This is a genomic window from Paenibacillus sp. B46(2026) (assembly GCF_056786355.1).
The window spans coordinates 853,249-878,925 of sequence record NZ_CM165907.1 but is presented as its reverse complement, the minus strand read 5'-3'; the positions used below and the strand labels follow the sequence as shown (position 1 = coordinate 878,925).

Annotated in this window: 27 protein-coding genes; 9 read left to right on the top strand and 18 right to left on the bottom strand. The window is 46.7% G+C overall.

Features of this window, described 5'->3' with window-relative positions; all coding sequences use genetic code 11:
- Positions 1–2: 2 nt before the first annotated feature.
- Positions 3–884: a diacylglycerol kinase gene (locus tag AC1S8V_RS04110; protein ID WP_482072540.1), complete on the bottom strand. Its 882-nt coding sequence runs from the start codon at positions 882–884 to the stop codon at positions 3–5.
- 517 nt (positions 885–1,401) lie between these two features.
- Here AC1S8V_RS04110 and AC1S8V_RS04105 point away from each other — a divergent pair.
- Positions 1,402–2,118 carry an NPP1 family protein gene (locus tag AC1S8V_RS04105; RefSeq protein WP_482072539.1) on the top strand — a complete coding sequence of 239 codons (717 nt, stop codon included), beginning with the start codon at positions 1,402–1,404 and terminating at the stop codon, positions 2,116–2,118.
- 112 nt (positions 2,119–2,230) lie between these two features.
- Here the strand turns inward: AC1S8V_RS04105 and AC1S8V_RS04100 are convergent, their stop codons facing one another.
- Positions 2,231–3,157 carry a ketopantoate reductase family protein gene (locus AC1S8V_RS04100; protein WP_482072538.1) on the bottom strand — a complete coding sequence of 309 codons (927 nt, stop codon included), beginning with the start codon at positions 3,155–3,157 and terminating at the stop codon, positions 2,231–2,233.
- Between the two features lie 180 nt (positions 3,158–3,337).
- On the opposite strand from AC1S8V_RS04100, the gene AC1S8V_RS04095 reads away from it, so the two are divergent.
- Positions 3,338–3,904, top strand: a complete 567-nt coding sequence (locus tag AC1S8V_RS04095; protein ID WP_482072537.1) for a TetR/AcrR family transcriptional regulator — start codon at positions 3,338–3,340, stop codon at positions 3,902–3,904.
- Between the two features lie 19 nt (positions 3,905–3,923).
- Here the strand turns inward: AC1S8V_RS04095 and bioC are convergent, their stop codons facing one another.
- The 8 genes from bioC to AC1S8V_RS04055 all read right to left on the bottom strand — a co-directional run bounded on the left by bioC (position 3,924) and on the right by AC1S8V_RS04055 (position 11,477).
- Entirely contained in the window at positions 3,924–4,787 is an 864-nt protein-coding gene (gene bioC / locus AC1S8V_RS04090; protein ID WP_482072536.1) for a malonyl-ACP O-methyltransferase BioC, read from the bottom strand.
- Positions 4,774–5,565, bottom strand: a complete 792-nt coding sequence (locus tag AC1S8V_RS04085) for an alpha/beta fold hydrolase (RefSeq protein ID WP_482072535.1) — start codon at positions 5,563–5,565, stop codon at positions 4,774–4,776. Before AC1S8V_RS04085 ends, bioC begins: the two co-directional genes overlap by 14 nt.
- Positions 5,562–6,740 (bottom strand): 8-amino-7-oxononanoate synthase, encoded by a 1,179-nt coding sequence (bioF, locus tag AC1S8V_RS04080; protein WP_482072534.1) that lies wholly within the window; start codon positions 6,738–6,740, stop codon positions 5,562–5,564. The genes AC1S8V_RS04085 and bioF overlap by 4 nt, the downstream gene beginning before the upstream one ends.
- A 13-nt stretch (positions 6,741–6,753) precedes the next feature.
- Positions 6,754–7,752, bottom strand: a complete 999-nt coding sequence (bioB, locus tag AC1S8V_RS04075) for a biotin synthase BioB (RefSeq protein WP_482072533.1) — start codon at positions 7,750–7,752, stop codon at positions 6,754–6,756.
- Between the two features lie 6 nt (positions 7,753–7,758).
- Positions 7,759–8,490, bottom strand: a complete 732-nt coding sequence (bioD, locus tag AC1S8V_RS04070; RefSeq protein WP_482072532.1) for a dethiobiotin synthase — start codon at positions 8,488–8,490, stop codon at positions 7,759–7,761.
- Complete coding sequence (bioA, locus tag AC1S8V_RS04065) at positions 8,487–9,782, bottom strand: adenosylmethionine--8-amino-7-oxononanoate transaminase (RefSeq protein ID WP_482072531.1); 1,296 nt, start codon at positions 9,780–9,782, stop codon at positions 8,487–8,489. Before bioA ends, bioD begins: the two co-directional genes overlap by 4 nt.
- Positions 9,783–10,405: 623 nt before the next feature.
- Complete coding sequence (locus tag AC1S8V_RS04060) at positions 10,406–11,185, bottom strand: sirohydrochlorin chelatase (RefSeq protein WP_482072530.1); 780 nt, start codon at positions 11,183–11,185, stop codon at positions 10,406–10,408.
- 1 nt (position 11,186) lies between these two features.
- Positions 11,187–11,477, bottom strand: coding sequence for a YerC/YecD family TrpR-related protein (locus AC1S8V_RS04055; RefSeq protein ID WP_017690665.1), 291 nt, complete (start codon positions 11,475–11,477; stop codon positions 11,187–11,189).
- A gap of 456 nt (positions 11,478–11,933) precedes the next feature.
- Here AC1S8V_RS04055 and AC1S8V_RS04050 point away from each other — a divergent pair, with 456 nt between their 5' ends.
- The 4 genes from AC1S8V_RS04050 to AC1S8V_RS04035 all read left to right on the top strand — a co-directional run bounded on the left by AC1S8V_RS04050 (position 11,934) and on the right by AC1S8V_RS04035 (position 15,214).
- The gene (locus AC1S8V_RS04050; protein ID WP_482072529.1) at positions 11,934–12,572 is read left to right on the top strand and encodes a tyrosine protein kinase; all 639 of its coding nucleotides are present in this window, start codon (positions 11,934–11,936) and stop codon (positions 12,570–12,572) included.
- 132 nt (positions 12,573–12,704) lie between these two features.
- Positions 12,705–13,793, top strand: coding sequence for a DNA alkylation repair protein (locus AC1S8V_RS04045; protein WP_482072528.1), 1,089 nt, complete (start codon positions 12,705–12,707; stop codon positions 13,791–13,793).
- Positions 13,794–14,043: 250 nt separating this feature from the next.
- Complete coding sequence (locus tag AC1S8V_RS04040; protein ID WP_482072527.1) at positions 14,044–14,772, top strand: SDR family oxidoreductase; 729 nt, start codon at positions 14,044–14,046, stop codon at positions 14,770–14,772.
- Positions 14,744–15,214, top strand: a complete 471-nt coding sequence (locus tag AC1S8V_RS04035; protein ID WP_482072526.1) for a MerR family transcriptional regulator — start codon at positions 14,744–14,746, stop codon at positions 15,212–15,214. The genes AC1S8V_RS04040 and AC1S8V_RS04035 overlap by 29 nt, the downstream gene beginning before the upstream one ends.
- Before the next feature lie 142 nt (positions 15,215–15,356).
- Here the strand turns inward: AC1S8V_RS04035 and corA are convergent, their stop codons facing one another.
- From corA to AC1S8V_RS04015, 4 genes are all read right to left on the bottom strand, one after another.
- Positions 15,357–16,316, bottom strand: coding sequence for a magnesium/cobalt transporter CorA (gene corA, locus AC1S8V_RS04030; RefSeq protein WP_482072525.1), 960 nt, complete (start codon positions 16,314–16,316; stop codon positions 15,357–15,359).
- A 308-nt stretch (positions 16,317–16,624) separates the two neighbouring features.
- Positions 16,625–17,614: an inorganic phosphate transporter gene (locus AC1S8V_RS04025; RefSeq protein ID WP_482072524.1), complete on the bottom strand. Its 990-nt coding sequence runs from the start codon at positions 17,612–17,614 to the stop codon at positions 16,625–16,627.
- Positions 17,615–17,628: 14 nt separating this feature from the next.
- Positions 17,629–18,246: a DUF47 domain-containing protein gene (locus AC1S8V_RS04020; protein ID WP_062327047.1), complete on the bottom strand. Its 618-nt coding sequence runs from the start codon at positions 18,244–18,246 to the stop codon at positions 17,629–17,631.
- 318 nt (positions 18,247–18,564) lie between these two features.
- A complete protein-coding gene (locus AC1S8V_RS04015; protein WP_482072523.1) occupies positions 18,565–19,638 on the bottom strand; it encodes a DUF3048 domain-containing protein in 1,074 nt (357 codons plus the stop codon).
- Positions 19,639–19,975: 337 nt separating this feature from the next.
- On the opposite strand from AC1S8V_RS04015, the gene AC1S8V_RS04010 reads away from it, so the two are divergent.
- Together AC1S8V_RS04010 and AC1S8V_RS04005 are read left to right on the top strand one after the other, a co-directional pair.
- Complete coding sequence (locus tag AC1S8V_RS04010; RefSeq protein WP_215078003.1) at positions 19,976–20,515, top strand: DoxX family protein; 540 nt, start codon at positions 19,976–19,978, stop codon at positions 20,513–20,515.
- A 157-nt stretch (positions 20,516–20,672) separates the two neighbouring features.
- On the top strand, positions 20,673–20,885 hold the full coding sequence (locus tag AC1S8V_RS04005) for a hypothetical protein (RefSeq protein ID WP_017690673.1): 213 nt from the start codon (positions 20,673–20,675) through the stop codon (positions 20,883–20,885).
- A 166-nt stretch (positions 20,886–21,051) separates the two neighbouring features.
- Here AC1S8V_RS04005 and AC1S8V_RS04000 read toward each other — a convergent pair whose 3' ends face one another.
- The 3 genes from AC1S8V_RS04000 to AC1S8V_RS03990 form a co-directional block, all read right to left on the bottom strand.
- Positions 21,052–21,837, bottom strand: a complete 786-nt coding sequence (locus AC1S8V_RS04000; protein ID WP_482072522.1) for a DODA-type extradiol aromatic ring-opening family dioxygenase — start codon at positions 21,835–21,837, stop codon at positions 21,052–21,054.
- 103 nt (positions 21,838–21,940) lie between these two features.
- The gene (locus AC1S8V_RS03995; RefSeq protein WP_482072521.1) at positions 21,941–22,771 is read right to left on the bottom strand and encodes an alpha/beta hydrolase; all 831 of its coding nucleotides are present in this window, start codon (positions 22,769–22,771) and stop codon (positions 21,941–21,943) included.
- A 255-nt stretch (positions 22,772–23,026) separates the two neighbouring features.
- On the bottom strand, positions 23,027–23,260 hold the full coding sequence (locus AC1S8V_RS03990; RefSeq protein ID WP_482072520.1) for a hypothetical protein: 234 nt from the start codon (positions 23,258–23,260) through the stop codon (positions 23,027–23,029).
- Positions 23,261–23,674: 414 nt separating this feature from the next.
- Here AC1S8V_RS03990 and AC1S8V_RS03985 point away from each other — a divergent pair, with 414 nt between their 5' ends.
- On the top strand, positions 23,675–24,487 hold the full coding sequence (locus AC1S8V_RS03985; protein ID WP_482072519.1) for a DUF1129 family protein: 813 nt from the start codon (positions 23,675–23,677) through the stop codon (positions 24,485–24,487).
- A 16-nt stretch (positions 24,488–24,503) separates the two neighbouring features.
- On the opposite strand, the gene AC1S8V_RS03980 is transcribed toward AC1S8V_RS03985, so the two are convergent.
- Positions 24,504–25,412 (bottom strand): AraC family transcriptional regulator, encoded by a 909-nt coding sequence (locus tag AC1S8V_RS03980; RefSeq protein ID WP_482072518.1) that lies wholly within the window; start codon positions 25,410–25,412, stop codon positions 24,504–24,506.
- Between the last annotated feature and the right edge of the window lie 265 nt (positions 25,413–25,677).

Here is a 25,677-nt window from a genome sequence, read left to right as displayed (position 1 = left end):
ATTTAACGATACAGCATCAGATGATGACGCAAATTTGTAAACGTAGCTGGCAGCGTGCCACCCAGTTCTCCATCGAGGTTCAGCTGCACATAACCCGGCGACGTAACTTCCATTTGACTCGTCTGGAAATGAACCACTTTCTTGTCGTTCAGATGCTCCCCACGCAGCGCGAGCGTTACAAGGCGGATCATGTCAGCCAGATTACATTTGCGGACACCGATCACATCGAACAGACCATCATCAATGGTTGCACCCGGAGCCAGCTTTTCAAATCCTCCGACCGAATTGGTATTGGCGATGAGGAATAACATAAATTCATCATGGATCTCTTCCTGACCGTCGGCACGAATAATCAGCTCCTGTGGAGACAGGCTCGCCATCTTCTCAATACCCTTCATATAATAGGCCAGTTGCCCAATCATCGTTTTCAGACGACTCGGTACTTCATAGGTCAGTTCAGTCAATGATCCGCCACCAGCGATGTTGATAAAATATTTATCATTTGCTTTGCCCAGATCGAGCGGACGAAGCTGCTGGTTAATGACCAGATCCACGTAATCTTCCCACTGTCTCGGAATGCCGAGTGCACGTGCAAAGTCATTCGTCGTTCCCAAAGGAAACACACCCAGCGGAGGACGATTCTCCCGCTCGGCCATGCCGTTAATCACTTCGTACAACGTGCCATCGCCACCAGCAGCAATAATCATGTCATATCCGCGCTCGATTGCGAGTTCAGCTTCCCGGGTTGCATCACCTTCACCCGTTGTTGCGTGACATGAAGCTTCAATACCACCTTGATCCAAACGCTGCAAAATATCAGCCAGACGTTTCTTCATTTCTTCCCGGCCTGAGGTCGGATTATATATTAAACGAGCTTTTTTCATCTCATACGCCACCTATTCCACATTATCCATGAGTCTGAACGACCTCATAATCTTACGTTGCACGAGTCCACAGAAGGGCATATTTTTTACACCATCATGATCTTCCGTTAATTCTGCTCGAATCTTTCGTCTTACCTATATCTATGCATCAGGAATTCCGTCTCATTCCAAAGCCTTTATCTCCTATCATATCATCAAATGTAAAGATGTCCTAGCCTGTTATATATAAGTATATTTTTTCATATCCGTGCCTACTATTCCATCCATTACCCAATAAACCTCTCGCACCGATCTTGAATCTGTCCCACTTACTTTTCTGTAAAATAGTCTCATTAATCAACCATTCTGCCCGCTTGGGCAGGAATTAGTCTTCGGTAACCTCATATTATTATGACATAGATATGCTACAAATTTACAAATCTTAAGATGAAAAGATAAATAAAACAAATCATTTTCCAATATAGTCTTATTGAACCTCAACCGAGTACCACATCATACCCGTGAAGGAGAAGTGTAAATGAAAAAAATTGTGTTAATGTTCATGGTTTCGCTTATGGCCTGTATTCCTTGGGTCACCGTTATTGAAGCAGCTGAAATTAATCATGATCAGGTTGTCGGATTCCAGGAAGTTACACCTGTTACCTTAACACAACAAGCAGCCAAGCGTTTTCAGCCTTTTCTAAAAGTCTATCATGGATGCGTGCCTTTCCCCGCAGTCGATCAACAGGGCAATACCAGTGCTGGCTTGAATACTTCCGGGTCATCCAATGGAAACTGTAGCTCAAGTACAGGACAGATCTACTCCCGTTCAGCCTGGCACAATGGGGTGTGGGCCATCATGTATTCGTGGTATTTCCCCAAAGACTCCCCTTCCTCCGGACTCGGCCATCGTCATGATTGGGAAGGAATCGTCGTGTGGGTCGATAATCCGGCAGCGGCCAATCCCCAAATCCTCTCCATCGCCTATTCCGGTCACGGACAGTTCACCAACGTCACACCGAGCAATACCAATACACAAGGTAACCATCCGTTGATTTCCTATAATAGTACCTGGCCGCTGAACCATGAGCTTGGCGTTACCAACGCTGTGGGGGGAACACAACCTTTAATCGGATGGGACGATCTGACTTCTGCGGCACGAAATGCGCTCAATACCACGGACTTTGGCAGTGCCAATGTGCCTTTCAACGATAACAATTTCACCAACAATTTAAATAAAGCGTGGTTTAGATAAAAAAGAAAATCCCCTTCAAGTGAACAGCTCACTTGGAGGGGATTTCGTATGGATTGCTTTCCCAGATTCGTTCGAACCTGCTATTTCACAGTCACACTGCGGGGACTTCAACTTATTTTAGAGCAGAAACTGCCTTTTTAAGCTCATCCCAATGAGGTGTGGGCTTTTGGGTTGCCTTTTTCCAATCGGTAAATGCATCACTTAAAGCTTCTATTTCGCCAAAAGAACCCGCCATCAACTTATACATCGGAAGCGTGCTATAGATTTTCAATATCAGATACAGCATTCGCTTATGCTTGCGGATCAGCTTAGCCTGTGCTTTCGGGATCATGGCGATGCCCATCGCCTCCAGTACAGCCATTCCCTCGTTCATGGCCCCGATCATGTGCAGGAGCTGTTTTTTGTTACCCTCCGGCTTCTTCAACTCTCGCTCTTCATTAAAACTCACCGCATTCAGCATCAAAATCGGGATGAGATGGCTTTTCAGCCAAGCATCGATATCTTCATTCACATCCAGCTTGTATTTTGCATTAACAAATGCCTGATCCAGCAGAGGTTGAAAAGGAATCTCACCGTCCAACGCTCCGATCACCATCAGTCCCTTTCCCACGCCTATGGACAGCATCCGATTGCCGCTCCGCTTCCCACCGCTAACGTGAAAACCAAACGCCACTCGCTTTTCCACCCGGCTATTCTCTTCCAGAAACGTCTGCATGCTTCGCGCATCCGCGTTGTTGCCCACAATCACAATGTTGTTGCTCTTATTTTCAGCGAGAATGGGTAACACCAATGGAAAATCATTATATTTCATGACGACGAAAATAAGATCATAGATATCATCCTCTTTTAATTCTCTTGTTACACGAACCGGATCGACTGTTGTTTTAAACTGAAACACATGACGAATGACGATGCCATCCCTCTCCAACTCTTCAGCCCGTTTCCCTCTAGCCAGAACCGTAACGTCATTTCCTCCACGTACCAGAACGTGGGCCAGTTGACTGCCCAACACACCTGCGCCATATACTAAAATTTTCATTCGATATCCCTCTATTTCGAATTTTATGAATAATCGTTGCTTTATGAACATTTGTTGATAAAATAAGAGTAACAAAGCACCTACTGTGCTTCAATCGTTAAAATATCTGTTTCTGTTGAATAATCAACGAAATGCACATTTTTGTTGAAAAGTATTATAGAAACATGGGTAGGAGGGACCATGGACAGACGCGTATTCAAGACAAGAAAGGCCATTATGGAGGCTTTGGTGGGGCTACTGGAAGAGAAGGATTTCGAGCAAATTACGATTAATGACATTGCTGACCGTGCCAATGTCAACCGTGGCACTATTTATTTACATTACACGGACAAATTTGATCTGCTGGATCAATGCATCGAGACGTATTTGCAGCAATTGGTGGAAACCTGTCTCAACGATAGTCCTACATCTCCGGTTACCGCCAAAGATGCGCTGCTGCGCACCTTCCGCTACCTTGAAGAGCATGCGGCAATTTATACCACACTTCTAACGAAAAAGGGGATTCCCGCATTCCGAAGCAAGCTGATGACACTTATGGTCCAGGGAGTCGAGGAACAGTTGGACGCGTGCAGTATCGAAGAAGGCATGAAAAAGGAGGTCTCTGTGCAATTCCTGGCTTCTGCCGCCGTGGGCCTGCTGGAATGGTGGATCATGCATTCCATGCCTTATCCGGCGGAGGAAATGGTTGAGCAATTAATATCTTTGCTGGAGCTTCATCTGAGTCTGCATGCTCCGGTAAAGGGTTAATATCGCTTTAATTCCATGATTAATAAGGAGCCTCGGATTGAATGAATAGGAGATCATAAGTTGCAGAGACTCCCCCCTGTATGCCGAACTTATCTTCGTACTCCTTATACATATTGATGAACAAACGTCGTAAACTGTGCCCAGATATCGTTACTGCTTCTGAAGCGCTAGCTCCCATTCCTTTAACCGAATATAGAAAATCTCTTGCGGAAGCATACTTTTCCATATGAATCGAACGCTCACAATCGAAACTAGAATATCCGGTTTCTTGAAGCATGATTTCCCATTGAACAGGCGATTGAAACGAAAGTCCATGCCGCTGTGCTTCCATTCCATTGGCTCGATAAACTTCATTAAATGCCTCATGCATCTCACGAAACGTATCGGGCCCAAATGTTGTAAATATCAGCAAGCCCCCAGGGCGTAACATTCGCCGAAGGTGACCCAGTGTTTCCTGCGGAGAACTTAGCCATTGAAAACAGGCGTTGGAAACAATGATATCCACTGAGCACTCCGGGGCATTTACTGCCCACATTTCGATATCTGCTTGTAGAAGACGTAAACGATCCGTTGTACAATTCCCAGCACCTGGATGCTGCGCTGATAGGAACCGTTTTGAAGCCACATCGATCATCTCGGGTGCAATGTCAAGTGCAGTAATATTCGCACTAGGCCATTCATTTACTACGATTTGAGTCAAAGCCCCCGTGCCACAACCGATCTCAAGAATGCTCGGATCACTTATGAACCCTTTGTTTTTCCATCCTGCGAGAGATCTTGCTAGCTGATCAGCCATAGAACGCTGAACATGAGCATGTGCATCATAAGAAATGGCACTACGATTAAATTGGCGTTGAACAGCCCTACTTCTACGAATGGTCATGCCACCATCTCCTCCATTCATCAGCTATGTGTACTTCCTTTCCCAAAAAGGGTGCATGTCCGCAGGCGGTTAATGTAATTAACTTAGCTTGAGGTAATTGAGTCATAAGCTCCAATCCAGCACCGTAAGGACAAATCACATCTTCATTCCCGTGAATGAGAAGAACCGGACAATCGATATTTGACAGTTGAGACAAGCATTCCTCGCTTCGTAAAATCTGAAGACCTGCTAGTAGTGCTCGAGTTGTCCAGCTACCCATTTGAGGTAGACGTTCAGCAAGGCCTGTCTCCCATTCTTGCTCCGTAAACATGATCTTTCGAAAATTGGTTTCAACTGCATGTCGATCCTTTAAGATCCCTTTAACCATCTGCCTAACGTATGCATCTGCTAAGCCGCGGTCAAACTCTTCTTCTGAGCGGGTAAAACGAGCCGTTGCACCGAACAGCACAAGGCCATCCACGTAACCTTTAGCCGCTAGTCTGAGCGCAAGTAAACCTCCGAGCGACCAACCTGATATCAGAAGCGGACCGTGAAACATTCTTTCCCTGCAAGCTGATCCTTCAATAAATAACATATTCCTAACTGCTGTTTCAGTTAAGCACAGCATTTCCTCTGGAGAATTGGCAGCACTGTAATCTACAGAAATATGGCGAAAATCAGGCAATAACAGGCGAAGACGGTCAAACACCGCATCTGGCATACTCCATCCCGTTAGCCATAATATGGTTCCGCTTGTCTCTTCTTCAATTTGCAGCGGATTATTATCTGAAGCATTCATGAGCTCAGCACCCCTAACTGAAGCCCGATTTTGCAGATTAGTGCGCTGGCATCATTCAGTTCCTCAGGGGTATGGTCGGCTGATAAGGAGAAGCGAATTCGTGCGGTGCCATCAGGAACGGTAGGCGGCCGGATGGCGATCCCAGCAATACCGCCTGCTTCAAGTGCCTCACTGAAACGAAGAGCCCTTTCGTTATCACCGACCATTAGCGGTACAATAGGAGAGTCCCCGTTTCCAACGTTAAACCCGGCATCATAAAGCGAAGAACGAAATAATCTACTTGCCGAGTGGAGGCGCTCGCGACGCCAATAATCCGCTTGTACCAAAGTTAACGCTGTTGAAATACCAGCTACGAGAGAAGGCGGCAATGCCGTTGAATAGATGAGTGGCCTGGCTTTGTTGATGAGAAAGCGGATTAATATTCGGCTGCCGCAGATATAAGCTCCATATAAACCGAATGATTTGCTAAACGTCCCCATATGCACATCTACATCATTTTGCAGACCAAGCTTAAAGCACAGTCCTTCGCCCCGTTTCCCGTAGATGCCCCCGCTGTGCGCCTCATCCACCATCAGAATTGCCCCGTACTCATGTTTGAGGGCAACGAGTTCACGCAAGTGTGCTTGATCACCATCCATTGAAAAGACGGCATCCGTAACAATCAGCTTACGTCGTTTATCCCGATGTTTCTCCAGTAACACCTTCAGATGATCCATATCATTGTGTCGATACCGGGCATGTTCCGCGCGGCTCAGCACAATACCGTCCACTATGCTGGCATGGTTTAATTGATCGCTAAAAACCACATCACCCCGGCCTGCAAGTGCACGAATGACACCAGAATTAGCCATATAGCCATTTGCAAAAACAAGCGCGGCTTCACTATGCTGCCAAGTGGCCAGTGCTTCTTCCAAGTGACCATAATGCGGTCGATTTCCAGTAACAAGACGAGATGCCCCCGAGCCTCCTCCTTCGGTGAGAAGCATCTCGCGAATCGTATCAATGATAGCGGGATGTCGTGCAAGTCCTAGATAGTCATTGGAGGCCAGGTTGAGGAGCACTCGGCCTCCCCTCAAGGTATAGCCAGGACAATCTGGAACCGTGGCACTGTCACGCAAGTAACGTTCATTGGAGGCATCAGCCAATAACCCAAGTTCTTTTTCCATCCAGTTCATATTCCGTACCGCCCTAAAGTGCATTTAACTCAATCTCAAAACCCAAATCTTCAATCATTTGATGATCGTTCGATATTTCTTGACCTGCTGTTGTTAAATAATCACCTACAAAGAGTGAATTTGCAGCATACAGTGACAAAGGTTGCAGCGTACGGAGGTTAATTTCGCGTCCACCCGCAACACGAATCTCTTTAGATGGACAGATGAACCGAAATAGTGCCAGTACCTTTAGCGCCTTCATAGCCGGAGTGCGTCCTTCTCCTTCCAGAGGGGTCCCCGGTATCGCATTCAGGAAATTAATCGGAATCGAATCCGCATCAAGCTTGCGGAGCGCGAAAGCCATCTCGACAATTTCCTGATTACTTTCCCCCATACCGATAATGACACCGGAGCAGGGGGACATGCCGTATGCTTTTACCTTTTCCACTGTTTCAATTCGCTGACCATAGGTATGAGTTGTGGTTATCAACGGATAATTGGCCTTGCTTGTGTTCAAGTTGTGGTTGTATCGGTGCACACCTGCTTCCGCCAAACGTTCTGCTTGGCCTTCCTTCAAGATTCCTAGACAAGCACAGATTTTAAGTGGCATCGTTTCACGGATTTCTTTTACCGCCTCTACAACTTGATCCAGCTCCTTATTCGTGGGACCTTTTCCTGAAGCTACAATGCAATAGGTTCCTGCTTTACGCGCCATAGCTTCGTGTGCTCCTGCAAGCAACGTTTCTTTGTCGAGCAAGCTATATTTTTGGATGGGTGCGGTTGATACGATGGATTGTGAGCAATAACCGCAATCTTCGGGACAAAAGCCGCTTTTGGCGTTGATGATCATATTCAGCTTCACTTTTTTGCCGTAAAAATATTGTCTCACCTGAAAAGCAGCTTGCATCAGCGGCAGTACCTCATCGTCGTTTGCTTCAAGCACGGCAAGCCCCTCTTCAATTGTTAAACATTCACCATTCAACGATCGATTCGCAATCGACAACCATTCTAGATTACTTACCGTTGTTTTCATATTCATTCATCCTCCCATGGATTGAACTATTATTGCCTGTCTGATTGGTGTTAAATGGATCTTTTCTCGAATCACATGGATCAACAACTCCGTATTTATTTCGTCCATTAAGCGGGGAATGCGTCCAAGAAAGGATATGCCGCAATAACGTTCAATCAGATCCGCGTTCGTTGCGATGCTTGAGTCGTTATAAATCTCGTCAGATTCACCGTCGTTCAGAATAAAACCTACGATCGGAACCCCATGCTGCTGCAGGTATGACACAGTAAGAAGTGTGTGATTAATCGTACCTAGACCCGTCCGCGCAACGATCAAAGCCGGTGTCCGAAGCTTCGAGATCAAATCCACTACAAGAGAGTCTTCGGTCAGTGGAACAGCGACGCCGCCTGCCCCTTCGATGAGTACCCATTCATATCGATTTGTCAGCGGCTGACCAGCGCTGATTATCTCCTGTAACGTAATAGCAACCCCCTCCTGCTTGGCAGCGAGCATCGGGGTAAGAGGAGCTTTGAATGTAAATGTCGCAACATCCTCGGCACGCTCATGAATTCCGGTGTATTGCAAAAGACGTTCCGCATCGGTTTCTCCGCTGCCAAGAAGTCCACCGGACTGCACGGGCTTCCAGACGCCTATATTCCGCTTTTCAGCACGAAGGGCGGCGACAAGAGCACCTGTAACGATTGTTTTCCCAACACCTGTGTCCGTACCTGTTACGAATAATCCGCGAATTACATTCATGTTTCCAAACCACCTTCGGTGACGTCAAAAATTGATTTCATTAAGATATCGATCATTGCATCAAGCTCTGCCTCTGTGCTAGCAAGAGGAGGAATGAACACAACAACATTGCCAAGCGGTCTTGTAAGCATGCCAAGCTCTCTGGCCCGCTCCGTTACACGAACGCCGATACGTTCGGCCCAATCGTACGGTTCCCGAGTAGCTTTATCCCGTACAAGCTCAATTCCTAACATCAGTCCCTTTTGCCTGATATCACCGACGTGCGGAGAATCTTTAAGCGCTGAGAGCTTGTACTCTACAAAAGACGCCTTTGCTCTTACACCTTCTAACATGTTGCGCTCTTCAAACCGTTTCAAGCTAGCCAAAGCAACGGCGCAGCCGAGCGGGTTACCTGTAAAGGAATGACCATGGAAAAATGTTTTTTGCTCTTCATAATCGGCATAAAATGCGTTGTACACCTCATCTGTTGCCAGTGTCGCTGCCACAGGTAAATAGCCGCCTGTAAGGCCTTTGCCTATCACCATCAAATCAGGTGATACCTCTTCGAGATCACAAGCAAACATAGCGCCTGTCCTACCGAAGCCTGTCGCCACCTCATCGGCTATGAACAGTACGCCATAAGTACGGCAAAGTGCCGCCATCTCGCGTAGACAGCCCTCTGGCATAATAAGGATGCCACTAGCCCCTTGCACAATCGGCTCCACGATGATAGCCGCGATTTCATCTGCACTGGTTTCAAGTAAATTATGTAATGCGGTTAACGTAGCTTCCATTGCTTCCAGTTCGCCGTCCTCATGTCGATAAACGTAAGGATATGGAATGACATAAGTAGGAAACAGCATGGGACGGAACACATCATGGTACAACGGAATTGCACCGACACTAACCGCACCAATCGTATCTCCGTGATAGGCTTGATTCATCGTAATAAACTTCGTTTTACCGGTTTCTCCTCGATTCTTCCAGTATTGAAACGCCATTTTCACTGCGATCTCGACACCGGTTGCTCCCGAATCGGAATAAAATACTTTATTTAATCCTTCTGGGGAAATCTCTACTAGTTTCTCTGCAAGCTCAATAGCGGGCACATTAGCCATTCCGAGTAGAGTAGAATGTGCGACACGTTCCAACTGATCTGTTATTGCTTGGTTCAGCTCCGGTACGTTATGTCCGTGAACATTAAGCCAAACCGAGGAGAAGCCATCATAATAAGCACGTCCTTGGACGTCATACAGCATGGTGCCTTCGCCTCGTTCAATAATGAGAGGATCGGAGTTATTATAATCTTTCATCTGCGTAAAAGGGTTCCATAAATGAGCCTTATTTATAGCTGCAAGCCGTTCATAATGTGTCACAAGATATCACCTTCCGTTAAATCTTTTCAATTGTTAACCAAATTATTTATTTAGGTTAACAATTGAATGTTGACATCTTATCAGACAAAAACTTACCTGTAAAGAAAATCATTTCAGGATTTGTTTTGATTTATCCCCCTAAAATTTACTAATGAAACCTATGTGAGTGCGGACTGGCGGACTTCGAGAGATAGATTCAGACGACAATATTCCTCCATTAGAACCCTGATCCTTCACTCTCTCTGCGCGGATTGAATCCGGAATTTCGCCTCGTAGAGGGTTTTGCCAAACACAAAAAAACACGCCTGATTCGGCGTGTTTTTTTTGTGTTTGGCAGAGATTGAGCGGGAGGTACGAATCCTGATTATATAACTAGGAGAATATTCGAGGACTATGATATAAGCCGTATCTCTTGACTGATTTCGCAGCATTCATACTGAACACTCCACATGTCTAAAGTGCAACAAAAACAAAAAAACGGCATATCTGCCGTTTGTGTTTAAGCTGTTGTTAGAGCTGCAGGGAATAATAATCGCTGGCAGCGACCTGTTTTCCCTAAACTAAACCTTGACCTCATTACATCTCTCCAGCAAAATCTGGATCTGGCGCTCCAGCCACTGTCCAAGCAATGGATGGGGCAACAGCGTCTCACCGCTGTACACATAGTCCAGTTCCTGCAGCCGATCCGGGATAACGTTCCTCGTGAAATAACCGGCACTCAAAAACAGCGGCGCCACAATGACTCGGTTCCCCCGCTCTTCGCTCCAATACTTCACTTTGTCGTGCACGCTCTCTGGATTAAGCAACGCATAATCGGTATGAGCTACACTACTGACTTCCTGTACACGCTGTGCCAGGGAAGAAATCCCGGCTTCCCAACGCTCGCGAAATCCATCATGAATACTCCCATGCCCCACCAGCAGAATCGTTTCCTGCTCAGGCTGCTGCGAGAGTGACTTGACCTTGTCCCACACCATCACGGCGATATCCGGATCGTTATCCACTGGATAACCGAAGTGAACCCGAGCCTTCACTTCGAATGGTTCCAGATCCGTTTCTCGTTCAGGTGTTTCCTTTGCACCAATGGCAAATTCAATTTCATCCACATGTGTACTTCCAGACGAAACGAACAGAGGTACAACAAGAATATCAGTTACGCCTTGTGCTTCCAGTCGGTCGATACCGTCCTGGATCAGGCGTCCTTCCACAAGTTCAAGAAAACCGGCTTCAACCGGTAATGGACTAGGCAGATTCAACCGGGAGATCGCGTCATCGACGGATTCCACCCAGGTCTGCTCCTGTGAACCGTGACTGATGATGAGTACACCCGGCTTCTTCATGTTAGCGTCCCAGGCGTTCCAGCGTCATTTTATAACCATCATTGCCGTAATTCAGGCAGCGTTTGACACGTGAAATTGTAGCTGTACTCGCACCTGTCTCTGCTTCAATCTGGTTATACGTATTGCCTTTACCCAACATACGAGCCACTTCCAGCCGCTGGGACATGGATTGGATCTCGTTTACCGTGCAGAGGTCATCAAAGAAAACATAACACTCTTCAATATCTTTTAGAGTCAAAATAGCCTCAAATAGTTGTTCAATGCTTTTATCATTTAGCTTTTTCAGCTGCATTTCATCATCATCCCCTAGCGGTTACTGTGTACCTACATTGTACTCACCCTGAGTTGGTATTTCAAGCGTTACCGATTTCACGCACTACAGAATAAAAATACATGTTACCGCTTACAAAAGGTACTATTGTCCTCCCCTCGCGCACATCCGGCGAAATTATCGCGCTATATCCCAATTCTCACCTGTATATTTCCGATTACTTATGTAGGAATTCGGCCACCACAAATGTTACAATTTTGTGTCTAAACTACATTTTCCTGTATGGAAACCTGCCAGCATGTCTACGCGCCCAAATCCGCAAATATCCCGTTTTCCGGGATACTCGCCTACGCCGTCTCTCCGCGAATGACATACAGTATAGCAAAAGGGAGTTCCACTAGGGTCTATGATGTTCATCTGTCATGCAACTCATGGAACGCAATTCCGAAATCCAACATAGAAGGAACGTGATCGTTCATGCCTCAGCATTATTATCACCGCCAGCCAGCACCAGGGCAGCGTCCGTCTTCTCGTGCTCATCGGCAGGCACATACTTCTGCCTATATGCCGCACGGTGTGGTCCCGCGGTCTTTGAATGAAACTCAGATCCAACCCATGTACCCCGGAGTAGATCCTCATTACCCAGGCTTCGGTGAAGTCGAAGCATCTGCAATCGTACCTTATGGGCAAGGTGCTCCTAGCGGGAACTTTTATGGAGGCGGAGCCCAAGTCGTTCCCCCAGTTCCGGTAGAGGCGCCTGCTGCTACGGGCAGTTCCGGCTTCTCATTAGCCAACATTGGTGAGTTAAAAGGAATGATCGACCGCTTCGGCGGGATTGATGGGATCATGAGTGGAATAGGCAAAATGCAGAAGGTCGTCGGTGGCATCCAGCAGATGGCTCCAATGATGAAGCTCGTTATGGGCATTCTGCCTTTTGGAAAAGGAAAAACGAATAGCAGCGCGGCCGATGCAGACTATGAAGAATATACGCCGCCCCGGAATCGTACACGCAAGCGTCGGACCAAACCAACAACGGTTCCGCGTCGCCGCAACACGACGCCAACCCGCCGCAAATCCAATTCCACGAAGCGCCGTCCCAAAAGTCGCAAACGTTAAAACCATCCAGGCACCCCCTTATAGAAGGCGGGTGCCTTAACTCCGTTCATCCATACACAAAGAAAATCAAGAACCTATGTTCTTATATATGTAGTTTGAGGTATACTGGATAGTAACTAAAGGAGGCGGAACATGGAACTTCTCAAAGACAAATACACTCCCGCATTAATTGATCGGACCGGTGAATTGTTGCGTCAATTCTATCCGAAGCTGGATACGCAAAAATTTCATGAATTGGTTTTCGCTGAAGGTTGGGAACCGTTGGAATTCAAAGCACGGATTCGCCGAATTACTCTCTCCTTAACTGAAGTGCTGCCCGACAATTATGAAGAAGCATTACATATCATCGAACAAGCAGCCCCGAATATGAGAGGTGTTGAATATCTGTTTGTGCCGGATTTTATCGAAGTGAACGGACTTGACCCGGAAGATTATGAGTTATCCATGAAGTATCTGACCGTCTTCACACCTTATTCCAGCTCCGAGTTCGCGGTACGCCCGTTTATTGAACATTATCCAATCCAAACGATGAAACATATGATGACGTGGGCAGATAGCGACAACGAGCATATCCGCAGACTTGCCAGTGAGGGCAGCCGGCCCCGTTTGCCATGGGGTGCCAAACTCCAGGGATTCATCACCGATCCAACACCTGTCCTTCCGATTCTGCATGCATTGAAACAGGACGAGTCCCTCTATGTTCGCAAAAGTGTCGCCAATCATCTGAATGACATCTCCAAAGATCACCCTGAACTGGTGCTGGATCTGGCCACGACATGGTACGGACAACATGCACACACGGACTGGATTGTCCGTCATGCCAGCAGGTCCTTACTGAAGAAAGGACATCGCAAAGCGCTAAGTCTTTTTGGTTACAACGAGCAGGATGCGACTCACATTGAGCAGCTTCAGCTTGCCCAGGATACGATTTCCATTGGCGAGGATCTTCATTTTTCGTTTGATGTGGTCAATGAGAGTGGCGAGTCACAGATGCTGAGAATTGAATATGAGATGGGCTATATGAAGGCGAATGGCAAGCAAGCTCCCAAACGATTTAAATGCTCCGATAAAATATACCCGGCAGGCAGAACCAAGGTAGCCACCAAACAATCGTTCAAAGTCATTACCACGAGAAAATATCATGCCGGACTGCATACGTTAACGATTGTTGTGAATGGTAAAGAGGCAGCAACGACTTCTTTTGTTCTTGAAGTGGAGTAAAAGGAAGTCGTCGTAAGTTATACACAGCTTTATTCCAGCGGAATACTTATTCACATGTGGATATCATTAAAAACATATTTAACCGAATGCTAAAGTCTGATACAGACGGGTATTCGGTTATTTGTGCGCTCCCGTCCCGATCTGCTTCTTCCAAATTCCCCTGTTGACTTGGAGCACACTCCAAGTTGTACCATTCGGAGATCACCACCCCATATGCTTATACATTACTCAATGAAAAGAGGAATAACAGATGCAAACGAAAAGGTATGCTCTAATTACCGGAGCCAACAAAGGAATCGGATTCGAAACCGCTCTGCAGTTAGGAAAAATGGGATATGTCATTCTCCTGGGAGCGAGAAATAAACTAAAAGGCGAGGAAGCAGCTCAACTCCTGGTTAACGAGAATATCGAGGCTCATGAAATCATGCTTGATGTAACCCGCCAAGCTACCATTGAGGCAGCTGTCAGTCAGATTAAGGAACAGTTTGGCTCCCTGGACGTGCTGATTAATAATGCAGGAATCTCTGTTGGAGGAGCCACTCCGCCCAGTCAAATCTCTCTGGAGGACATTCGGAAAACCTACGACACCAATTTCTTCGGTATGATCTCCGTTACTCAGGCCATGCTGCCTTTATTACAGCAATCCCCTGCAGGCCGAATCGTCAACCTGACAAGTGGCCTCGGCTCACTTGCATATAATAGCGATCCCAAGCACGAACATGCCCAATTTAACCTACTCGCTTACAACAGCAGTAAAGCAGCCGTTAACATGTTCACCGTTACGCTTGCCAAAGAATTCAGAAACACACCGCTCAAGATCAATTCTGCTGATCCCGGCTTTACAGCAACCGACCTGAACGGCTTCACAGGATTAGGCACCGTGAAGCAAGCAGCTGTTATAGTTGTTAAATTAGCGGTCCTGGATGAAAATGGTCCCTCAGGAGGATTCTATGGAAACAATGGAGAACTACCTTGGTAATTCCAATACTAAGGAGTCTGATCTCATGCAGAACATTCCAGACATCGTTACTTCCATCCGGGAAGCAGCCAATCTAACCGGTTTAACTGAAGATACCATCCGATATTATGAAAAAGTAGGCCTACTGCCTTACGCAGAGAGAAAAGCGAACGGGCATCGACAATATAGCAAGGATCATATCCTTGGCATTATTTTTTTGACACGGCTCAAGGCCACCGGGATGACCATAGAACAAATGAAGCACTATCGAGAGCTATCTGAACAGGGACCTGAAACTCTGTCTACGAGATACTCCATCCTTGAAGAGCATCAGCGTAAAATTCAGCAGGAGATATCGAGACTGCACGAAACCTCAGACATTATAACGTATAAGCTCCAGCATTACAGGGAGATCTCAGAACATCCCAATCTTGATGACCCTCACTGTGACGCTACATTCTAGTAGAACATCCAGCGGCTTGCTAGAATTTTGGAGACCACAAGCGATGATCTTTTTTTTGTGCATCCACAAGTGCCAAAAAGATCATCGCTTGTTATATTATATAAGTTTTACTTGTACACAATGATAACTGACACTATTTGTCCTACTTAAACCAGCCCCGCTTCACAAACCAGGCCACCATGCTTCCGCCAAGTACAAACATCAACAGCAGCACCGCTCCGTACCCGAACTTCCACTGAAGCTCAGGCATATAGGCAAAGTTCATGCCATAGATTCCGGCGATCAGCGTTAGGGGCATAAATACCGTCGTTATTACCGTGAGTGTCTTCATGATCTGATTCATCCGGTTGGAGTTCAGGGAAATATAACTGTCGCGCAGGTCGGCCGTCATCTCTCGATCCGCTTCGATCATGTCCGTCAGCTTCAATAAATGGTCATAGATATCGGTAAAATAAGCCGTATGTTCCCCTGATCGCTGCACATGCTGGGAGTTCACCACCCGATAGAGCAGATCCCGCATCGGTACTATGGTTCGTCTGAGCTTCAGCAATCGACTACGCAGATCAAACACCTGATTCATCAAGTCTTCAACCGACTCTTGTCCACCCCGATTCTCCAATTCAGCCAGTTCATCCTCAATGGCAAATAAAGACGGAAAATAATGATCGACGAGCTTGTCCATCACGGTGTAGGCTGCTGCCACCGGACCTCGCGCCCAGATGGTTCGTTCATGTGCATGATGCAACAATCGTTCCCATGCCTCATCCACTTCCTCCAATACACCATGATGAAAAGACACAAGGAAGTTCGCTCCGAGAAACAAGTCAACCTCCTCGGCTTCCAGTGTCGATGGGTTCAGTGCGTGCAGCACAAGAAACTGCAAATGTTCATAATAATCAAGCTTGGGCCGCTGCAATATATGCATACAGTCCTCTATAGCTAATGGGTGAAAATTAAAATATGTATCCAGCAAACGGCTTTCCTCTTCTGTTGGCTGGTTAAAATCCGCCCATATCCAGGCATAATCGTTCAGATCCAGCTGTGTAAGCGGAACGTTAACGGAGACTTGATGTTCTCGTGTAATGGCGAGTGTACGAATCATAAATCAGACCACGTCCTTGTCCTGTATCTTTACGTTATTGTACACAGATACCTTCCAACTCGACAACAAAAAAAGCCAACCCTGTTGGCTTCTCTCATTTCCCTATCCACAGTTTCCTGTATCCACAGGAATATCTTCTTTTGGTTTATCATTCCACGGATGGCTATCCACATATCCAGCCTGTCCACACGTTCATGCACAGGCGTCTCTTGATTTTGGTTGTATAATTGTCCACATATCCCGATATTCACATGGTTATGAACAGGTTGTCCGTTTAACCCCGAATTCATTCGGGATAACTTCTCTCTTTAGAAAATAATCCAGTAGAGTAAACCCGCCAGTGCAGCAGTAATTGGAATCGTAATGAACCACGTAATGATGATACGTCCAGCAAGTCCCCATTTCACAGCAGAGAAACGTTTCGCAGAACCCACACCCAGAATGGCCGATGTGATCGCGTGCGTTGTACTAACCGGAAGGTGAAGCAACGTTGCTGTGAAAATAACGGAAGCAGCTGACAGATCCGCGGCAAATCCGTTAATCGGTTCAATTTTAAAGATCTTGGTACCCATCGTTTTGATGATTTTCCAACCACCAATGGATGTACCCAGAGCCATCGCGGTTGCTGCTGAGATTTTAACCCACAGCGGAACATCCAGATTATCCTGCACACCTGCTGCCACGAGGGCAAAGGTAATGATACCCATGGCTTTCTGAGCATCATTGGTGCCGTGCGTGAATGCTTGCAATGCTGCCGTGAAAATCTGTACCGTACGGAAACCTTTGTTCACGTTATGCGGACTGCGTTTGGCGAAAATATATTTTAGAATCATCATGACCACATAACCGATCGCGAATGCAATCAGAGGGGATAACAATAACCCTCCGACGATATCCGTAAATCCGCTCCATTTCAACTTATCCGATCCGGCACCTACGAATACTGCTCCTGCCAGGGCTCCAATAAGTGCATGTGACGAGGAAGACGGAATACCAAACCACCATGTAACCAGGTTCCAGATAATCGCTGCGATCAAGGTGACGATGACGACCTCGATCCCGTTATCCAGCGTGGTGGGGTCGGTCACACTCCCCCCAATCGTCTTCGCAACGCCTGTAAACATCATCGCACCGACAAAGTTCATCACCGCTGCCAGAAGGATCGCACGACGTGGCGTTAGTGCCCGTGTAGATACCGATGTGGCAATGGCATTGGCCGTGTCGTGAAAACCATTGATGAAGTCAAACGCCAGTGCAAGGAAGACGACTATACCTAATACCCAAATCGTTGTTTCCATTATTCTCTGGCTCCTTAAGAATTACGCATGATGATGGATTCAAGCACATTCGCTACGTGTTCACAAGCATCCGTTGTCGTCTCAAGACGTTCGTAAATTTCCTTACGCTTGATCAATTCAATCGGATCAGGCACGGTAGCAAAAAGGTTCTTGATACAGTTGCGCAGCACTTCGTCGCCCTGGTTTTCCAAATCGTTCAAACGAATAGTGTACTCGCGAATCGCCAGCAATTTTTTCTGAGACAGCAAATGAATGGCCTTCTGAATTTCGTAAGCCGATTGGCGCAAAATTTCAGCGAATTGAACGATATATTCGTCCGGGTCCGTCAGTTGGTACATATAGAAACGGGAAGCCGTTGCTTCGAGTCCGTCCAATACGTCATCAAGTGTCGTTGTCAGCTCCATAATATCATCGCGTTCGATCGGCGTGATAAACGTTTTGTTGAGTTCCGTAATAATCGTGTGCACATAGTCATCACATTGGGACTCGTACTTCTTCATTTCATTGGCAAAAAGAGTCACATCCTGAAGGTTAGAAACATGCTGGGAGAAATAATCTGCCGCTTGAACAACCGTATCTGCCATGTTCTCCAGTGTCTCAAAAAATATATCCTTCTTCTTCTTAAGCTTCATAGCTCTATCCCCTTTACGAGAAAAATTGCCGATAACCGATGAAACATGAAATGACAACCTTTGATATCTTATCATATTTGTTTCATGGTTTGTACAAAAGATGCGATCCTTTTTTATATTCTTATCACATTAATCTGAAATGAATCTTAATTATTTGGAATAATGGCAAATTCAAGTCGATATTTTACACTAATTTTACAATTCGACACGATATTTCAGATACGACACCCTTCTACTTTTCATGCAGAGGTACAAAAATATGCCTTTTCGACGACAAAATGGATCCTTTTTTCATTGTTTTCTTTCATTCCATTCCTTTTATTGCATATCCAGCTTCACATGACTCGCAAATTCAGGTTGATTCGGAACAATGCTGATGAACGTCTTGCCAGGCACAAGTGCCACTTCACTGCCATCCTGAACAAAACGGATAATGTCCCCCTGCTTCTTCACCCACTGTCCGCGAATCATCTTGCCCTTCTGAAACAGCATGGCCTCACCGCCCTGTTCCAGGTTAACTGACAACCTGCCTACACTGTCGAGCACCTTATGATCTGCACCTGCCACAATAATGTTCTCTGCGCCAAGCTGATGTCCATTATCCAGATCCTGATCTGCCTTACCATTCACCAATCTCATATATCGTCCGCTAACTTCATCATAATCATACGTCACCCGATAACTATCCAATAAATAATGGATATCGAATTGCTCTGCGGTCTCTCCTGCGGATGTCGCGCCTTCTTCGTTATAGATGTATACAGGAGACTTGAAGTCATGACTGTAGCCCTTGATATCCGCCCCTTCTCTTAGCTTGTCCGCTGAAGTATACAGATTATGTGGAGCTTTACGATCCGAGGAACGCCAGAAATATGGCCCACCATTCGAGATCTCATCCATATGCTGTTTCTGCTGCCTTTGCAAAATGGAATACGCCTCCGGACTGCCTCCGGCATGAACAAGAACCCCATCATAACTCTCACCGAGCTCAATCAGATACGGACGTATGCTACGTACAGGTCCAACCGTCTCAGCACCACCTTCACTCTGGAAAATGGCTATGAAACGGGTAATGCCTCCCTCTGCGAGGACTTCCAGAATGATATCGGCTGAACTCAGACCCGATTGGGGACGAGCTGCAGGGGCATTATTAATCATCACAGCGAGTGGACGCCGCGTAATGGCCTCATCTGCTGGCAGACCTGTTAGAGGTGCTGGGTACAGAGACGTGCTGGGTTCCTCCACGTTCTGTTCTTCTTGCACAGGTGCAGGTGTCGGTTCTGGCTGAAGTGGCATCTGGGTTGCCTCTTGATTTTGGCAGGCAACAAGGCTCAATGAGAGAATAAACAGCGATGCAGCCGATGCTGCTTTGTTCCATTTAAAATGCTTCAATATAGGACCTCCTGAACGATATGGCCTGGTTCTAAGTTGTGATATATGTCTCATGCAGGCAACATTTCACGTATTTCTTTCCATTTAATCACACCCGATCTGATTTGTCTGCGCCCAGAAGGCCTTGATACAGCGTGTAATTCACATTTGAAACAGCATATCGCGGGAAAAATATGTCCTAAATGTGAACTTCTTAAACCTTACTTAAAATTTGAACTAGATTGTGATTTTAATCACAAACAAAACGACTTTTGAACTATACAATAAAGACATCAAAGGTGATCACTTAGAAAAAGAAAAAACAACACACACTAAATTCCATGAAGGAGTGGTTCATATGTTCAGCTTCAACCAATGGCTTAGAGAAAACAAAGTGGCAATGTGGATTTTGACAGTACTTCGGGTATACATCGGGTATGATTGGATGACTCACGGATGGAGCAAATTGACTGGCGGATTCCAAGCTGGCGGGTTCCTCGCCGGAGCAGTCGGCAAAGCAACCGGTGAAAACCCTACAGTGCAAGCATGGTGGGGAACATTCCTCGAGAAATTTGCTGTACCGAATGCAGGACTGTTCGACTTCATCATTCCTCTTGGTGAATTCCTTGTAGGTGTCGGACTCATACTCGGCTGCTTCACAACACTGGCTGCCCTGATGGCTCTCGTAATGAACTTCGCGTTCCTCTTCTCGGGTACAGTAAGCACGAACGCTCAACTGGTTCTGATGCAAATCTTCCTGGTTGTAGCTGGTGCAAATGCAGGTAAAATCGGTCTGGATCACTGGGTACTGCCTTACCTTCGCGGATTGATCACTCGCAACAAAGGCAATCATCCTAAAGACACACCAACAATTAGCCCAACTCAAAAAACAGCTTAAACAATCATTCAACGAATTTTCGGCCCTGCTCCCAATCCCCCTGGAGAGCAGGGCTTTTTGCTTTCCAAGATCATCCTGAATGCCCTGCCTGACTTGCCCATCCATAGAAAACCGTATTATGATGAACGTAAAGTTGAACATCAAAGGAGTACACGATATGCCGACCCAGCGACGTCTTGAGACGGATGCGGACTTTCAGGAAGCCATGAATATGAAGTATAAGGTTCGCGTTTTCAAAGATAATCACCAGATTGACTCCGGTGGCATCATTATCCGTTTTGACAGCAACACCGTAGTTGTACAATCCAGTGTCAGTGAACTCGCTTATCACTCGCGTACCGACTGTGAATTGTTCGAAATCCGCAAATAAATACCTATTGCATAAATAAGGCTTCGTATCGAAAGAAGGTTCCTGTAGCCCATCAAGCGGGTTCAGGAACCTTCTTTTGTTTATATATTTTAATCGTATACTTTAACACACGTTATCCATACAAACCTGGCTTGTTAGCCATAATCAGGCTGTTGTCTGTTCCAAGTTACACGCCGTCCCCAAACTGCCAGCAGTTCAAACTGAGCGTTCCATAAGGGTAAGACTGGAATAGACGCTTCGCTGATCGGGACATATCCGCTGTGCCCATCGCGTAGAACAAAGGTGCAAGGTGCTCTGTACCATACGATGGAACTGCCGTACGTGCATGAGGGGCTTTTTTCTCATATTGAAACAGCTCTCTCGTGTTCCACTGCTCCAAGCGCTCCCCGATCCAGTTATCAAATTCCACTGCCCACTCTTGCGGTTCATCATTATTGCCAAGCAATCGTAAATTGTGAACCGTTCCACCACTACCGATAATCAGGACATTATCATGACGTAGCTGTTCCAGCATACGGCCAATATCATACTGTTCCTGTGGCGTACGCAACGAATCGACTGATACGGCGATCACAGGGATATTAGCCTCGGGGTACATATGCAGCAGTGGTACCCATACGCCGTGGTCCAGGCCCCTGCCTCGAATTGGCTGATGCGCCAGATTGCAGCGGGTGAACAACGCACATATCTCGTTCGCCAGATCTGGCTGACCAGATGCAGGGTACTCCATGGTATACATCGTAGAGGGAAATCCGTAAAAATCATGCAGGGTCTGATGTGTATCATCCATCGTCACGGACGGTTCGGGACAATCCCAATGCGCCGTAAATACGACAATGGCTTTCGGAGCCGGCAGCCTGTCTCCAAGCTGGTTCAGAAAATGAGTGTAGTCATTGCTCTCCACCGCCAGAGCGGGAGAACCATGCGCAATGAAAAGTGCGGGTAATGTCATTGCTGCCAACCTCCAGACACGGATAGAATGCTTACTCTTCTATTTTACCCTTAAGAAGGCGCTTTTCCAAGCTGACATCCCCAAACAGTTGTAATCCTGCCACTTATATCATCCAGTGCTGCCAATCCTGCTCGATCTTCTGGCGCTCGCCCAACCACTCTCTGGTACGCGTAATCAACTGTTCCCGCTCTTTACCTGAAGAGAAGGTGTGATCGCCCTGAAAGATGATCTCCTTGTCGCAACGGCCCTCCTGGCGCATCCAGAATACCTTTTGATACAGGAATGCGTAGTCTACAGGGATAATCTCATCTGACGTACCATGCACGACGAGCACATCGCCGCTAAACTTGACTGCTTCCTGAAATGGTTGTTGTTCAGCGAGAGACTCGAAGAACGTCGGTGTGAATTTGTATCCGAGATAATCAGCAACACCCAGTTTCACACCTTCATCGTATACTTCCCGTCCCGTAATCTTCACGATATCATTGAATGGATAACCCACGGAGGACCACATCACCAGGTTTTTGACACGTTTGTCACGTACAGCAGTTAGCAATGCAACAGCACCACCCAGACTATGACCAATCAGCGTAACGCGCGTAGGATCTACATCACTGCAATTCACCGCGTAATCCAGCACCGAACGGGTCTGCAGCACCATGGACTCCAGCCCCTCCGCTCCATACTCCCCACTGCTCTCTCCGCAACCGATATAATCGAAACGCAGGACCAGATAACCGTCCTCAGCCAATTCGCGGGCAGTCTTCACAAACAGACGATCCACGCCGATGCGGCTACCAACAAAGCCATGGCAAATGACCGCCAGAGGTACTCGTTGCTGACTCTTCTCCTCCTTGATATCTTTCACGACCGGATAATGAATCGTGGCTGTTAATTCTTCCTGTCCATGACGGATACTGATCTGACGTTCCATGCCGATTTCCCCTTTCCATGCGTTGCCTGTCTATGTTCAAATCGTTAATTATATATAATCCGATAAGTTTAGTGTGTATTAAGATCGTATTAATATATTATCATTCCGCAACCTGCAAGTCAACGTAAGTAAGAACCCTTTCTACGTCGACTACCAATCTACATTTTATCGGATAATAAGCGCAAAAAAATGAGCCACGCTGATGACAGCTGGCCCGGATATCTTTTGGATTTCAAAACAAGTGTTGCAGAATTGTTATTCGTAACTTCTACGGAACATCTCGTGGGTCTCCACACGTCCATTCCACTCATGCTCATGACCCGAATCACTATTGTCCCAGAAACTTCTTCCCTTCAAATTGCCATCTGTCAGTTCTTCTGCATACTCCGTATCCTCCAGGTTCTCCTCAAAGGATACGACCTCGTCCACGACTCCACGGGAGTTGCTGTTCAGTAGCAGCTTACGCGTCAATTCTGTTTGTTCATCCATAACAAGCACACTCCAATCTCGGATTTCTGTTGGAAATGCTACTATTGTGATGGAATCGGCTGCTCTTTATGCATACTTCACACAATCGTTAGAACTGGAAGGAGTGAGGGTATTTTTTTACATGAATCGGGGAAAATAAGCCATAAAAAATGCAGGCAGCCATATGCCTCGGAATCCTTCCGCCGAAAGGAATGAATTCATGGAACATCTACTGGAGTGGATTCTACATCACGGAAAACTGGTGCTGTTGTGCACCTGTGTCATACTGGCCTGTGTGTGGATATGGGCTCACCATGAACAGCTTTTTTATAAGGAATGACTTTGCGAAACGAGAGCCCTTCCCGTATACTAAAATACCGTCAGGGTCTTCAGACTTTGGAAGATCAGAACGTGTGTAGACAGGGGGAGCAGTCATTGGGGATTTCCTATAAGAAGCTTAAAGAAATACAGAATCGGCAAATTACCGAGATGAGTCGGATGACACCTGAAAATGTGAAACTGTATGACCAAATCAGCACGATTGCGCGCCATGCGCCAGCTGACCAGAGAACACAGGAAGACTGGATTCTCTCCACAGGAAGAGCGATCGTACAGGCTCAGAAGGATAACAAGCCCGCTCGCGAGCTATACGGGGCTGATCTGGAGCAAGACATCCATACACAGCTCGGGGTAACAGGTACAGCACCCGAGAAGACGGCTGTCGTTGAGATGGGGAAACCGGGTCCATCCCGTAGTACAAGCCCATCAACTTCAGCGAAAAAGAAAGCTAACGTTGCAGAACCACAGCAAACTGAGAATCCAGAGCCAGCGAAACGGACACCGAAATGGTATGCCATGATCGCTTGGGCGGCTCTGTCTTTTGTCATGTTGATCCAAGGATGTGCGGGATTGTTCGTGGGTTGGACTGGCGGAGATACGGAACCATTCCAACACATCAGTCTGTTCTCCCTGATTGTTGCAGCAGTTGGCGGGATTGCATTGGTGGAGATGCTTCGCCGCCTTGCTGAGCGACCAGACGATGAAGGAGCGGACAAAAACACCGTACCTAGGGTTAACCTTAAGGGAATCATCATCTACATTGTCATCGTGGTCCTTGTACTGTTTGTAGGGTATCCACTGCGTGATACACTTCCGGTATTTGCACTGGCTCCGTGGGTAAGTGCGGTGATCGGAGTTGTGGGACTTGCAACGTTACGTCTTTTCTTTGGAGAGAAGAAAAAAGTATAACATGGTATATGATCGATTAAGGGGCCTTGAGGGGCCCTTTTTCCATTTGGAGCTGATTGCGATGCTTGATTCCCATGCCTGGCGTCTCTCCAAACTCTCGCTTGTACATCCGAATGAAATAGTTCACTTCCATGCCTACAGTCTCTGCCGCCTCCCGTACACTTGCTCGTGGATGCTTGTCCAGCCAGTCCGAAGCTTTCTGCAAACGCAATCGCTGCATATACTGATGTCCTGTCACGCCATAATGCTGGTGAAATAATCGGTTGAGATGCTGCACCGAATAACCCACAGCATTAGCAACATGCTTCAATAACAGGTCGTCCTGGTAGTGAGTATGCATCAATGCTACTGCTCGGATGAGCGCCTCCTTGCCCGAATCGGACTCCTGATCAGAACGTGTTACAGCCCCGTTCTGGGCCTTAGATGATCCAATACCTACGATACCAGCATCAGAGGTGATTTTGGATTGTGCTATATCCAAAATGAGCTGGTAGATCAGGGTTGATGTGTTCCACATCTCCGTTGCTCCTTGATCCAACGCGTACCAGAGATTGGTCATGCGTGACCAGATGATTTCAAAACCGGAGATATGGCACGGTTCGTTCTGAAGCAAACCCGTGGATTGTAGTACCGATCCAGCCGATGTACCGCCAATACCGATATAACCCAGTTCTCCTTTGGATTTGGAATGAGGCACATACTCATGCGCAACCTCGGGTTCCACGATGAATAACTGCCCTGCTCCCATCGTCCATGTCCCTTTTCCCGTTATCTTGAACTGCCCTTCACCACCGCGTGACAAAAACAGCTGATACACCGGAAATCCATCCGGTCTGTGCCGAACTTTCTCTTCCTGCGTGCCCACACAATACAGGTATAGCGGCAACCGGGAATCCGGCAGGCCCGTCAAACGAAATGCAAGCATTCCATCATTCCTTTCGGCTCATAGGCTTCTACATAAGGTGAACTAAAGATATTTACACTGGCCACTCCGATGACAGAACAACCTTCCGATCGCTGTTATCCCCAGATTTTTTTGGTTTTCCTTTTTTAAAAGGTAAAATCCGGGGATAGCATATGCTTCCGATGCAGCTTTCTTTCAGAAAGCTTTTAGGTGCACGCTTCGCTTCTTCAGGTTATTTCTGCCCTCTCCGTTTCGTGTAAATGTTTAGTTCGATCTATACAGCCAA

Excerpts from the sequence above, each read along its gene's own strand:
- AC1S8V_RS04110 (WP_482072540.1), bottom strand. The coding sequence starts at position 884 with ATGAAAAAAGCTCGTTTAATATATAATCCGACCTCAGGCCGGGAAGAA.
- AC1S8V_RS04105 (WP_482072539.1), top strand. The coding sequence starts at position 1,402 with ATGAAAAAAATTGTGTTAATGTTCATGGTTTCGCTTATGGCCTGTATT.
- AC1S8V_RS04100 (WP_482072538.1), bottom strand. The coding sequence starts at position 3,157 with ATGAAAATTTTAGTATATGGCGCAGGTGTGTTGGGCAGTCAACTGGCC.
- AC1S8V_RS04095 (WP_482072537.1), top strand. The coding sequence starts at position 3,338 with ATGGACAGACGCGTATTCAAGACAAGAAAGGCCATTATGGAGGCTTTG.
- bioC (WP_482072536.1), bottom strand. The coding sequence starts at position 4,787 with ATGACCATTCGTAGAAGTAGGGCTGTTCAACGCCAATTTAATCGTAGT.
- AC1S8V_RS04085 (WP_482072535.1), bottom strand. The coding sequence starts at position 5,565 with ATGAATGCTTCAGATAATAATCCGCTGCAAATTGAAGAAGAGACAAGC.
- bioF (WP_482072534.1), bottom strand. The coding sequence starts at position 6,740 with ATGAACTGGATGGAAAAAGAACTTGGGTTATTGGCTGATGCCTCCAAT.
- bioB (WP_482072533.1), bottom strand. The coding sequence starts at position 7,752 with ATGAAAACAACGGTAAGTAATCTAGAATGGTTGTCGATTGCGAATCGA.
- bioD (WP_482072532.1), bottom strand. The coding sequence starts at position 8,490 with ATGAATGTAATTCGCGGATTATTCGTAACAGGTACGGACACAGGTGTT.
- bioA (WP_482072531.1), bottom strand. The coding sequence starts at position 9,782 with ATGAAAGATTATAATAACTCCGATCCTCTCATTATTGAACGAGGCGAA.
- AC1S8V_RS04060 (WP_482072530.1), bottom strand. The coding sequence starts at position 11,185 with ATGAAGAAGCCGGGTGTACTCATCATCAGTCACGGTTCACAGGAGCAG.
- AC1S8V_RS04055 (WP_017690665.1), bottom strand. The coding sequence starts at position 11,477 with ATGCAGCTGAAAAAGCTAAATGATAAAAGCATTGAACAACTATTTGAG.
- AC1S8V_RS04050 (WP_482072529.1), top strand. The coding sequence starts at position 11,934 with ATGCCTCAGCATTATTATCACCGCCAGCCAGCACCAGGGCAGCGTCCG.
- AC1S8V_RS04045 (WP_482072528.1), top strand. The coding sequence starts at position 12,705 with ATGGAACTTCTCAAAGACAAATACACTCCCGCATTAATTGATCGGACC.
- AC1S8V_RS04040 (WP_482072527.1), top strand. The coding sequence starts at position 14,044 with ATGCAAACGAAAAGGTATGCTCTAATTACCGGAGCCAACAAAGGAATC.
- AC1S8V_RS04035 (WP_482072526.1), top strand. The coding sequence starts at position 14,744 with ATGGAAACAATGGAGAACTACCTTGGTAATTCCAATACTAAGGAGTCT.
- corA (WP_482072525.1), bottom strand. The coding sequence starts at position 16,316 with ATGATTCGTACACTCGCCATTACACGAGAACATCAAGTCTCCGTTAAC.
- AC1S8V_RS04025 (WP_482072524.1), bottom strand. The coding sequence starts at position 17,614 with ATGGAAACAACGATTTGGGTATTAGGTATAGTCGTCTTCCTTGCACTG.
- AC1S8V_RS04020 (WP_062327047.1), bottom strand. The coding sequence starts at position 18,246 with ATGAAGCTTAAGAAGAAGAAGGATATATTTTTTGAGACACTGGAGAAC.
- AC1S8V_RS04010 (WP_215078003.1), top strand. The coding sequence starts at position 19,976 with ATGTTCAGCTTCAACCAATGGCTTAGAGAAAACAAAGTGGCAATGTGG.
- AC1S8V_RS04005 (WP_017690673.1), top strand. The coding sequence starts at position 20,673 with ATGCCGACCCAGCGACGTCTTGAGACGGATGCGGACTTTCAGGAAGCC.
- AC1S8V_RS04000 (WP_482072522.1), bottom strand. The coding sequence starts at position 21,837 with ATGACATTACCCGCACTTTTCATTGCGCATGGTTCTCCCGCTCTGGCG.
- AC1S8V_RS03995 (WP_482072521.1), bottom strand. The coding sequence starts at position 22,771 with ATGGAACGTCAGATCAGTATCCGTCATGGACAGGAAGAATTAACAGCC.
- AC1S8V_RS03990 (WP_482072520.1), bottom strand. The coding sequence starts at position 23,260 with ATGGATGAACAAACAGAATTGACGCGTAAGCTGCTACTGAACAGCAAC.
- AC1S8V_RS03980 (WP_482072518.1), bottom strand. The coding sequence starts at position 25,412 with ATGCTTGCATTTCGTTTGACGGGCCTGCCGGATTCCCGGTTGCCGCTA.